The sequence below is a fragment of the Halioglobus maricola genome, assembly GCF_009388985.1.
Lineage (GTDB): Bacteria > Pseudomonadota > Gammaproteobacteria > Pseudomonadales > Halieaceae > Halioglobus > Halioglobus maricola.
In genome coordinates this window covers 2,393,372-2,404,455 of sequence record NZ_CP036422.1, presented here as the reverse complement: position 1 = coordinate 2,404,455, position 11,084 = coordinate 2,393,372, and the positions used below count along the sequence as shown (strand labels likewise).

Genomic DNA, 11,084 nt, shown 5'->3' with positions numbered 1-11,084 from the left:
AGTGTTCTTGGGCATATTCCCGCTGGTCGAATTTGGTGTTCAGGCGCTGCCAGGGGCGTGATGTACTTCAGCCATGGCTATCCTTCGCCGCTTGTTCTTCTCGGCCTCGAGGCCGGGAGTGCTGCTTATTATGCCTGCTCCGAGTGCGGTTCTCTATATGCGCGCGGGTATGCTTGGATTCGTGCTGGGGGTCATCCTGGCGTTGGCCTCGATGCGCCTCCAGTTTATCTGGCCGCTGGCCTTAGCGCTTTTGTGGGCCTGGCTTTCGCCGCGCTGCAAACCTCTGCTCACCGTTACCCTTCTGGCTATGTCGCTCGCAGTCGTACTGACCTTATCGCATGCTGGATACTGGCAGGCATCCCGATTGCCCGATGCTTGTACCGGGGAAACTCTGCTGGTGGCCGGTACTGTGGTGTCTCTGCCGCGCAGCAGTGAGATGGCCGCGGGACTCGAGCGCCAGCGATTTGAGCTGGCGGTGCACTCGATTACGCCAATGGTTTGCAGCGGGCCCCGCAAGGTACTGCTCTCTTATTACGGCCCAGAGCAAATACAGCCTGGGCAAGGCTGGATTTTTAACGCGCGCCTGAAACCGCCCCGTGGGCTGGCCAATCCTGGTTCGAGGGATTTTTCGCTCTGGTATGCGGAGACCGGTGTGCATGCCATGGGAAGTTCTGGACGCAACGCCAGGCGGCGCGGCGATCTGGATCGTCCGGTGGCAGCGCTGCATCATCGCGTGCGTGCTCAAGTGAGTGGGGCGGTTGCAAACGCGGTGGGTGAGGGCTGGGCGAGTGCCATGTTGCGCGCGATTACCGTGGCGGACAAGGGCGGGGTCGATCGCGACCTGTGGGCCGTTTTTCAACATCTGGGGGTTAATCACCTCCTGGTGATTTCCGGCCTGCATGTGGGCATGCTGGCGGGTGCTGGCTTGCTCCTGGGAGGGGTCGTTGCCCGGCCTGGTTCGCTCCTGGGCGGCGGCCAGTGGGGGCACCTGGGCCCGGTATTGGCCCTGGTCCTGGCGGGCGGCTATACCGCGTTAGCGGGTTTTTCTGTCGCGACATCGCGGGCGTTTCTGATGCTCAGTGTAGCCGTCATGGCGGCGATGCTTTATCGGCGTGCCACTCCCTGGTCTGTGGTGCTTGCACTCACACTCGTATTGGCCGCAAATCCGCTGGCGCTGCTTGGGGCCGGCCTGCCGCTGTCGTTTTCGGCGGTGGCAGCACTGATCTGGCTCGCTGCGTGGGCCAGCAACAAGCTGCGTTGGCGCGGGCTGCTGGCGATGCATTGCTATATGAGTCTGGTGATGCTGCCACTGGGGGCGATCTGGTTTGGCGGCGCCAGTCTGGTCAGCGCCCCCGCCAATTTCTTCCTCGTTCCCTTCTTCACCTTCTTTCTGGTACCGCTTGCCCTGCTGGGCGTCGTTAGCTACCTGGCGAGCTTTACCGCTGGTGCTGCAAGCATCTGGTCCGCAGCTGCCTGGCCGCTGGGAGTGATATCCGCCGGTTTGGACTCAGGCGTGATGGGTGAAGCTGCGAACAGTGTGTTTGTCGATTTCGTCCCAACCATGCCTGCGCTCGCTCTGGCAATTGTCGGCCTTGCTGTGGCTGTTGTGCCGGGTGCCTTCTCGCGTCGCGTACTGAGCGTGGCGCTGGTGCTGCCGTTGTTTCTTCCACCACAGAAGTCGGCGGAACCTGTGGTGGCGGTGCTTGATGTGGGGCAGGGAACAGCCGTAATGTTTGCTGCAGGCGGCCGCGCGTTGTTGTATGACACGGGGGGAGGGAATCCAGCCGGCCCAAACCTTGCGCAGAGCGTGGTGCTGCCATATCTGCGTGCTCGTGGGGTGGCATCGCTCGACGCGCTGGTGATTAGCCATGGCGACAGGGATCACGCCGCCGGGAGCGATGTCGTCCGGCGCAGCCTGAATCCAGCGATGATATGGCGCGGCGGCAACGGTTCCCTCCAGATGGGTGAGCGTGCCTGCCGCGCCGGATATACCTGGCGTTGGCCGGGTGACGTCACCTTCCGCTTCCTGTCGCCGGCCAGGGAAGATCAGGGTACGAGCAATGATCGATCCTGCGTATTGTTGATAGAAGTGCGGGGCCGTCGGGTACTGCTTGCCGGAGATATCGAGCAGGGTCGGGAGCGGGAACTGATCCGCTATTGGCGCGATAAACTGCGCGCCGAGGTGCTTCTGGTGGGGCACCACGGCAGCGGCACGTCGACGTCCCAGGCCTGGTTAAACCATGTGCGTCCCGCAGTAGGGCTGCTCAGCTATGGCTGGGGCAACCGGTTCGGTCATCCCCATCCACAGGTGCTGCAGCGTTTGGTTCAGTGGGATGTGAGCAGTTTTGCCACGGCCACTGCGGGGGCATTGGAGCTGACGCTTGACCACCGTGGAAACTGGCGCGTTTCGGCACAGCGGAAAATGGACAATAACTGGAGGTTGTGAGATTTGACCAGTACCACCGTTTTCACCCCTGTGGGTATAATGGGGCTACCGAATTTACTGGCGAGATTTCCCTGTGCTGGAGCTTTTGACCGCTGGCGGTTGGCTGATGATACTCATAGTGTTGAGTTCTGTGGTCGCGCTGGCTATCTGTATCGAACGACTCTATACCCTCAATCCGAAGAAGATCGCACCTCCGCATCTGTTGGCGACCGTATGGAAGCAGTTGAAGGCGGGCGAAATGGATGCGAATCGCCTCAAGGCGCTCAAGCAATCCTCGCCGCTGGGGCGTATTCTTGCTGCCGGCTTGAGCAATGCCTATCACGGCCGCGAGGTGATGAAGGAGAGCATCGAGGAGGCCGCGTCTCACGTGGTGCACGACCTCGAACGCTATCTCAACACCCTGGGTACGATTGCGGCTATTGCACCGTTGCTAGGCCTACTGGGCACGGTCGTTGGCATGATCAAGGTATTCGCCGAAATCATGGCCCAGGGCACTGGTAACGCCAGTGTACTCGCGGGGGGTATTTCTGAAGCGCTGATCACCACCGCTGCTGGCCTTACCGTCGCGATTCCTGCGTTGGCGATGCATCGCTATTTCATCGGCAAGATCGATTCGATCGTGGTCGAGCTTGAGCAGGAAACCATCAAACTGGTGGATGCCCTGCACAGCGAAGAAAACGCGGAAGACAGCCATTGAAGTTTCGTCGCCAGCGCCTCGACGATGTGAGCGTCAATTTGACGCCGCTGATCGATGTGGTGTTCCTGTTGCTTATCTTTTTTATGGTGTCCACCAGTTTCACCCGCGAGACGTCCCTGAGTATCGATCTGCCGGAGGCGCAGGGTGAAATCAAGGACGCGGTCGAGGAGGAGGTCGAAATCCTGATTGACGAGGGAGGAAGCTACCGGGTAAATGGCCAGGGCCTGGTGGACAACAGCATGCGTACCCTGCAGGCTGCTATCTATAAGGTTTCTGCCGGAGATACCACGATGCCGATGATCATTACTGCTGATGCCCAGGCTGCTCACGAGGACGTGGTGCGGGCGATGGATGCGGCAGGGCAGATGGGCTTTGTGCATCTGAGCATTACCACGCGGCAACCGGCTGGAGTGCCTCGCAGCGATGGGCAGTAAATCGCGCCATCCCGGCATTCCGCGCCGGGGCGAGATGAGCGATTGGCAGCTCTATGGCCGACTGCTGCGCTACGTCCTGCCGTACTGGTGGATTTTCGGTTGCAGCCTCATCGGCTACGTCGTCTATTCCTTGGGCAGCGTGCTGTTCGCGGACATGATGCAATTTTTGTTGGATGCCCTCAACGACGCTGACACCGTCGACGGCGGTATTGTCTCCGGCTTTGCCTATCGCATGTTTTATGAGCCGGGAATGGATACTCTGGAATTCACCCGGGTCGCTTTCCCGGTGTTCCTTGTACTCATCGCATTCCTTAGGGCAATGGGCTTCTTCGCCGGCACGTACTTTATGAATCACGTGGCGCGCAATCTGATCCACGAGCTGCGCTGTCAGTTATTTGACAAGATGCTGGTGGCTCCCAGTGCCTACTACGACGCCCATAATCAGGGCGTGTTGATTTCCAAAATTACGTTTAATGTCGAACAGGTGTCCGGTGCGGTTACCAAGGCGCTGAAAATTATCGTGCGCGAAGGGCTGTTGGTCATCGGACTGTTGTCTTACATGCTTTATCTGAACTGGCGCCTGACCCTGGTGTTCTTTTTGGTGGCACCTTTTATCGCGGGCGTAGTTGTAATTGTCGGCAAGTACTTTCGCCGTTATAGCCGGCGTATTCAATCCTCCATGGGAGACGTGACCCAGGTGTCGAACGAGAGTATCGGCGCCTATAAGGAAGTGCGTATTTTTGGCGGTCAGGATCAGCAGTCCGGTCGTTTCCACAAGGCGTCTGCTTACAATCGCACCCAGAGCCTTAAACTGGCGCTAGTAGACGCCGCCAGTACACCTGTTATTCAAACCCTGCTGGCTTTTGCTCTGGGAGCACTTGTGTGGTTTGCGCTGGATCCTCGCATATTGTCTGATTTCAGCGGCGGTAAATTGATCGCATTTCTAACCGCAGCCGGGCAACTGGGTAAACCCATACGATCGCTTAGTGGCGTGCAGGCGATGATTCAGCGCGGCCTGGCGGCGGCTGAAGATATTTTCGCCCAGCTGGATCAGCCTGCAGAGCCCGATAGCGGCGACTATCGCACGGAGCGAGCCAAGGGAAACATCGAGTTCCATGCAATCGGCTTCGCTTACCCGGGTACCGATACCCGAGTACTGAATGATTTGTCACTGTCCATTGAAGCGGGAGAGACAGTGGCCCTGGTCGGACGCTCGGGCAGTGGCAAGAGCACCATGGTCCAGTTGCTCATGCGGTTCTATGACCCGTTGGAAGGCAATATTTTGCTGGACGGAAAACCACTCGACGAATACCAGCTGGCGAATCTTCGCAACCAGATGGCGATGGTCTCGCAGAACGTGACCCTGTTTCACGACACGGTTTATAACAACATCGCCTACGGCACGCTGGCAGATAAGGGCGAGGAAGCTGTGGCCGCTGCGCTGGAATCGGCGTACACCAGCGATTTTATTCAGCGCCTGCCCAACGGAGTGGAAACCATGTTGGGGGATGATGGTGGTGGTTTGAGCGGTGGCCAGCGGCAGCGTATTGCTATTGCCCGGGCGATTCTGAAAGACGCACCGATCATTATCCTGGACGAGGCTACCTCGGCGTTGGACAACGAGTCAGAGCACCGCATTCAGAACTCCCTGGATCGAATTATGGAGGGGCGCACAACGATAGTGATCGCCCATCGCCTGTCTACGGTTGAGCGAGCTGATCGTATCGTAGTGATGGATGGCGGCCAGATCGCTGCCGTGGGTACTCATCAGGAACTGCTTGCTGCCGGCGGTATTTACGCGCAGCTCTATCATCAGGAGTTCGCCGACTGATGTCCGGGCTCGAGGCAGCGTGGTATCGGGGCGCTGCCTGGCTCTGGTTGTTGCGCCCCATTGAATTTCTCTTCCGCCTGCTCGCCGCAGTCAGGCGGGGTGCCTATGGGCGCGGCCTGATTCGTGCCTATCGCAGCGAGCGACCTGTCGTCATTGTTGGCAACATCACCGTGGGCGGAACAGGTAAGACGCCGGTGGTCATCGCGCTGGTCGAGGCGCTTAAAGAGCGCGGGCTGCGGCCTGGTGTGATCAGTCGTGGATATGGTGCGACGGCGCACATCGCAACTTTTCCGCATCGTGTTTCAGCGGCATCCGACGCCGCAGATTGTGGTGATGAGCCACTGCTCATTCAACGCCGTACTGGTGTGCCCGTGGTGGTATCTCCACGACGGGCAGAAGCCGCTAAAATCTTGCTCGCCAGTGGCGACGTGGATGTTGTTCTCAGTGATGATGGCCTTCAGCACTATGCGCTTGCGCGTGACCTCGAGATAGTTGTTATTGACGGACAACGTGGGCTGGGTAATGGCTTTTGCCTGCCGGCAGGACCGCTGCGCGAGCCTGCGAGCAGGCTCCGCTCTGTCGACCGGGTGATTTATCGCGGCGGTGACAAACCTGACGCGTCAGTGACTTACCTGCCTGAATGCTGGATCAACGTGCGCACTGGTGAAGCGCGGCCCCTCGACGCCTTCGCCGAGACCCGTGATGCCGTCGCCATTGCAGGTATTGGTCAGCCTGGCCAGTTCTTTGCGACGTTGGACGGATTGTCGATCAGCGCAGAACGGCGCACGTTTCCCGATCATCACGCGTATACACAAGTCGATTTCACCGGCCTGGAGAATAGGACGATTCTCATGACGGAGAAAGACGCGGTAAAATGCGCCTCTCTCGCTGAGCCGGGCGTCGGCGAAGATGCCTGGTACTTGCGCATTGACGCGGTGCTTCCCTCGTCGTTGATAGAGCGCGTTGTAGAAATTGCACAGCGCTGAAGCTGAAACCTCACTGGAGTTTAGATGTCATTTTCTGTTGTTATCCCCGCCCGTTATGGCTCGACACGGTTGCCGGGTAAACCACTGCAGCTGATTGCCGGTAAACCTATGGTGCAGTGGGTATGGGAGCAGGCTCGAAAGAGTGGTGCTGGCCAGGTGATTGTCGCAACTGACGATGCACGTATATACACTGCGGCGGAAAGTTTTGGCGCCGAGGTTTGTATGACCGACCCGGATCACCCCTCCGGTACTGATCGGCTGCAGGAAGTCGCGCGGCAGCAGGGCTGGGCAGACGATCATATCGTGGTCAATGTGCAGGGTGATGAACCGCTTATCCCACCGCCACTCATTGACCAGGTGGCAATGAACCTGGGAGAGTTCTCTGCGGCAGGTATTGCGACACTGTGTGAACCGATTGTCGAACTCGAAGAGCTCAAGAACCCGAATGCTGTGAAAGTGGTGACGGACGCGCAGGGTATGGCCCTGTATTTTAGCCGGGCGCCTATACCCTGGCCGAGAGACCCCTTTGCCCAGAACACTGAGACAATGCCGGCCGGTGATTGGTCCCGGCACATCGGCATTTACGCCTATCGTACCGGTTTCTTGCATCAATATGTCAGCTGGGCAGCAGCGCCATTGGAAGAATTGGAGCATTTGGAACAACTGCGCGCAATGTACAACGGCGTGCGCATTCATGTTGCGCGCGCGCAGCAAGCGGTGCCGGCCGGCGTAGATACTGCAGAAGACCTGGAGAAAGTGCGAGCCTTGTTAGAGGAGGGCAGCCTATGAGTAACGTCATGTTCGTCTGCCTCGGCAATATCTGCCGGTCGCCCACTGCTCATGGAGTCTTCGAAGCCATGGTAAACGCGAGGGGTCTGCAGAATCGCATCCGGGTGGACTCCAGTGGCACCGGTGATTGGCATATCGGTCATGCCCCCGACAAGCGCGCCACGGCGGAAGCTGCCCAGCGTGGCTATGACCTTTCTCATTTGCGAGCGCGCCAGGTGCGGCCGTCGGATTTTGACGAGTTCGACTATATTCTCGCGATGGATGGGCAGAACCTCGCCGATCTACAGGCCATGTGCCCACCTGACTATACCGGTGTCCTCGCGCTGTTCCTTCCCTTCGCACCCGACAATCCGACCGATGAAGTGCCTGATCCCTATTACGGTGGTGCCGAAGGCTTCACCCAGGTGCTGGACATGGTCGAGGCCGCCAGCGAAGGTCTGCTGGCGGAGATCATGCGTGCAGATACAGCGGGCTAAGCCCCTCAAAGCGCACAATACACTCGCCCTGAAAGCCTCGGCGAGTGCGTATGTGTCTGCGCACTCGCGTGACGATATTGTCGCAGCGCTGGACTGGGCGCGTGTAGAAGGGCTCCCGGTATTGCCAATGGGCGAGGGCAGTAATGTTGTTCTCGCAGGAGATCTCAAGGCCCTGGTGCTGTGCCAGAGCGAGCAGCGCATCCAGTTAGTGGCGGAGAGAGGAGATACAGTTTCGGTTCAGGTGAGTGCCGGGTACAACTGGCACGCCCTGGTGGGTGAGTGTCTCGATCGCGGTTGGTACGGGCTTGAAAATCTCGCGTTGATACCCGGGCAGGCGGGCGCCGCTCCCATCCAGAACATCGGCGCTTACGGCGTTGAGGTTGAGCGCTTTGTCGAGGCGGTCCACGGTATCTATATTGAGAACGGCGAGGCCTTCTCTTTCTCTACGGCTGAGTGTCACTTTGGGTATCGCGACAGTGTATTCAAGCGTGAATTGCGCGACAGCGTCGTCATTACCGCTATCGATCTCCGCTTATCGACCCGCCCCGATACGCATGTTGTTTATCCTGCCTTGCAAGAGGAGTTGGACGCTCGCGGTATTGAAACTGCAAGCCCCGCCGATGTCTATGCGTCGGTGGTTGCTGTTCGTAGCCGCCGGCTTCCAGATCCGATGACAGAACCCAACGCCGGTAGTTTTTTTAAAAACCCGGTGATCGGCGGCGAGCACGCAGATGAACTGCACAAGGCGTTTCCCCAGCTTCCCCTGTACGAACTTGATGACGGCACTGTCAAGCTTGCGGCGGCCTGGCTGATAGAACAATGTGGTTGGAAGGGGCGACGCGAGGGCGATATTGCAATGCATGACGATCACGCATTGGTACTGGTCAACAGAGGAACGGCCAGCGGGGCAGAACTGTTGGCCTATGCGGGGCGAGTCGTGGCCTCCGTGCAGCACCGCTTTGGGGTGGCGCTGGAGATGGAGCCGAGGATTTACGGCAACTGAATGAGCAGCTTCGACCACAAGGCATTTTTGAAATCGCTCACCACCCGACCGGGTGTTTACCAGATGTATGACGAGGCAGGAAAACTGCTCTATGTCGGCAAAGCCAAGAATCTGCGCAACCGTGTGGGAAGCTATTTCCGCGCTAGTGGTCTGACCGACAAAACAGTCGCATTGGTCAACCGTATTGCAGAGATTCAGGTGACGGTGACCTCTACTGAAGTAGATGCACTATTACTTGAACACAACCTGATTAAAACGCACCAGCCCCCTTACAATATTCTGCTCAAGGACGATAAATCCTACCCGTATATCTACATGAGCGGGGATACCTTTCCTCGTATCAGTTTGCACCGAGGCGCCCAGCGCAAGAAGGGGCGTTACTTCGGCCCTTATCCCAGTGCAGGCGCTGTGCGTGAATCACTGCATCTGATGCAAAAAGTGTTCAAGGTGCGCCAATGTGAAGATAGCTATTTTCGCAACCGTTCGCGGCCGTGCCTGCAATACCAGATTGATCGCTGCACCGCGCCATGCGTGGACCTTGTCAGCGAGGAGGAGTACGCGGCACAGGTAGAAAGCACGAGCCTGTTTCTCAAAGGGAAGTCCCAGCAGCTGATGGTGCGTCTGGCTGACGATATGGAGAAAGCTGCCGCCGAGCTCGAGTATGAAAAAGCAGCGGTGTACCGAGACCAGCTTGCCCAGTTGCAGCAGGTACAAGCCAGCCAGGGAATAGAAGGCGTACAGGGCGACCTGGATATTATGGCGGCGGCGGTCTCCGCAGGGCGCGCCTGTGTGCAGGTATTGTTTGTGCGCGGCGCGCGAGTACTTGGCAGCAAGACCTACTATCCGCCTCTGAAACTGGAAGAGACTCCGGCCAGGGTGCTGGAGGCCTTTCTGCCACAGTACTACCTGAACGGTTCTCGTGCGGTGCCCGCCGAAGTGATTGTTAATGACCTGCCAGAAGATGCTGAAACGCTAGCTGAGGCGCTGACTGTGCAAGCGGAGCGCAAGGTAAAGTTGCGCAGCCGGGTGCGGGATGCCCGGGCTCGTTGGCTGCGGCTTGCCGTACAAACCGCTGAGACGAATCTGCAGTCGCACCTCGCGGACCGCCAGACAGTGTTGAGCCGGCTTGAGAATCTGCAGGAGACACTGCGCCTACCTGAACTGCCCGAGCGTATGGAGTGTTTTGATATCAGTCATAGTTCCGGGGAGGCAACAGTGGCGTCTTGTGTTGTGTTCGACCAGAACGGCCCGCGCAAGAGCGATTATCGTAAATACAATATTGAAGGCATCACCGGCGGCGACGACTATGCGGCAATGCAGCAAGCGCTGGAGCGGCGATTTAAACGCTTGAAGTCAGGGGAGGGTGCCCAGCCAGACATTCTGTTTATCGACGGCGGCAAAGGTCAGGTGACCCAGGCCATGAGCGTACTTCAAGATCTCCAGATCGCCGGTGTTGAAGTGATAGGGGTGGCCAAGGGTGTCACCCGAAAGGCGGGTTTCGAAACCCTGATCGACGGCGGCACCGGTCGAGAGTGGCAGTTGCCAGGTGATAGTCCGGCGCTGCATTTGATTCAACAGGTTCGGGATGAGGCTCACCGGTTTGCCATCACCGGGCACCGCGCACGGCGTGACAAGAATCGTCAGCGCTCACTGCTTGAGGATATTCCGGGTGTGGGCGCCAAGCGGCGGCGAGAACTGTTGCGGCATTTTGGCAGTGCCCAGGGCGTAGTGAATGCCAATGTTGAGGAATTGCAGAAAATTGCAGGAATTAGTGCCACAATGGCCCAACAAATATACGACCATCTACACGGGAACCCGGGGCATTGAAACTCAATATACCGAACGCATTAACGCTGCTCAGGATCTGCCTGATACCCGTGTTGGTCGTTGTTTTCTATCTGCCATTTCACAACCATTTACTGGTCGCCGCAGCCATCTTTGGTGTGGCCGCAATTACTGACTGGGTAGACGGCTATCTCGCCCGCAAGCTGGGCCAGATGACGGCTTTTGGCGCCTTCCTCGATCCCGTGGCAGACAAGCTGATGGTCGCCGTGGCCCTGGTTTTGCTGGTAGAGCGCCACGACACACTGCTCTTCACGCTGGCCGCCTGCGTGATCATTGGTCGCGAAATCGTGGTGTCGGCCCTGCGGGAGTGGATGGCCGAGCTTGGCGCCCGAACCTCGGTGGCGGTTTCCTATGTCGGCAAGGTCAAAACCGCGTTCCAGATGGTGGCGATTGCTGCCCTGCTGGCTATCGATCCGGATACCAATGAGAGCTGGCTCTTGGCCCTCAGTTATGTCGTGCTCTACATCGCCGCCATACTCACTCTATGGTCGATGTTTATCTATCTAAAAGCGGCCTGGGTGGTGATGAAAGAACGGGATAATTCGTTTTAATTCAGCGCCTTGCAGGATTTTTTTGG

At 58.2% G+C, this 11,084-nt stretch carries 10 protein-coding genes; all 10 read left to right on the top strand.

Features of this window, described 5'->3' with window-relative positions:
* Positions 1-130 precede the first annotated feature (130 nt).
* The 10 genes from EY643_RS10930 to pgsA all read left to right on the top strand — a co-directional run bounded on the left by EY643_RS10930 (position 131) and on the right by pgsA (position 11,058).
* The gene (locus EY643_RS10930; protein ID WP_170287364.1) at positions 131-2,446 is read left to right on the top strand and encodes a DNA internalization-related competence protein ComEC/Rec2; all 2,316 of its coding nucleotides are present in this window, start codon (positions 131-133) and stop codon (positions 2,444-2,446) included.
* Positions 2,447-2,519: 73 nt separating this feature from the next.
* Positions 2,520-3,143 carry a MotA/TolQ/ExbB proton channel family protein gene (locus EY643_RS10925; RefSeq protein WP_152662235.1) on the top strand — a complete coding sequence of 208 codons (624 nt, stop codon included), beginning with the start codon at positions 2,520-2,522 and terminating at the stop codon, positions 3,141-3,143.
* Entirely contained in the window at positions 3,140-3,577 is a 438-nt protein-coding gene (locus EY643_RS10920; RefSeq protein WP_152662234.1) for an ExbD/TolR family protein, read from the top strand. Before EY643_RS10925 ends, EY643_RS10920 begins: the two co-directional genes overlap by 4 nt.
* Positions 3,567-5,408 carry a lipid A export permease/ATP-binding protein MsbA gene (gene msbA, locus EY643_RS10915; protein ID WP_152662233.1) on the top strand — a complete coding sequence of 614 codons (1,842 nt, stop codon included), beginning with the start codon at positions 3,567-3,569 and terminating at the stop codon, positions 5,406-5,408. The genes EY643_RS10920 and msbA overlap by 11 nt, the downstream gene beginning before the upstream one ends.
* A complete protein-coding gene (gene lpxK, locus EY643_RS10910; protein WP_152662232.1) occupies positions 5,408-6,394 on the top strand; it encodes a tetraacyldisaccharide 4'-kinase in 987 nt (328 codons plus the stop codon). Before msbA ends, lpxK begins: the two co-directional genes overlap by 1 nt.
* Before the next feature lie 24 nt (positions 6,395-6,418).
* A complete protein-coding gene (gene kdsB, locus EY643_RS10905) occupies positions 6,419-7,183 on the top strand; it encodes a 3-deoxy-manno-octulosonate cytidylyltransferase (protein WP_152662231.1) in 765 nt (254 codons plus the stop codon).
* The gene (locus EY643_RS10900) at positions 7,180-7,659 is read left to right on the top strand and encodes a low molecular weight protein-tyrosine-phosphatase (RefSeq protein ID WP_152662230.1); all 480 of its coding nucleotides are present in this window, start codon (positions 7,180-7,182) and stop codon (positions 7,657-7,659) included. The genes kdsB and EY643_RS10900 overlap by 4 nt, the downstream gene beginning before the upstream one ends.
* On the top strand, positions 7,640-8,662 hold the full coding sequence (gene murB / locus EY643_RS10895) for a UDP-N-acetylmuramate dehydrogenase (protein WP_205743036.1): 1,023 nt from the start codon (positions 7,640-7,642) through the stop codon (positions 8,660-8,662). Before EY643_RS10900 ends, murB begins: the two co-directional genes overlap by 20 nt.
* On the top strand, positions 8,663-10,489 hold the full coding sequence (gene uvrC / locus EY643_RS10890; RefSeq protein WP_152662228.1) for an excinuclease ABC subunit UvrC: 1,827 nt from the start codon (positions 8,663-8,665) through the stop codon (positions 10,487-10,489).
* Positions 10,486-11,058 carry a CDP-diacylglycerol--glycerol-3-phosphate 3-phosphatidyltransferase gene (pgsA, locus tag EY643_RS10885; protein ID WP_152662227.1) on the top strand — a complete coding sequence of 191 codons (573 nt, stop codon included), beginning with the start codon at positions 10,486-10,488 and terminating at the stop codon, positions 11,056-11,058. The genes uvrC and pgsA overlap by 4 nt, the downstream gene beginning before the upstream one ends.
* Positions 11,059-11,084 lie beyond the last annotated feature (26 nt).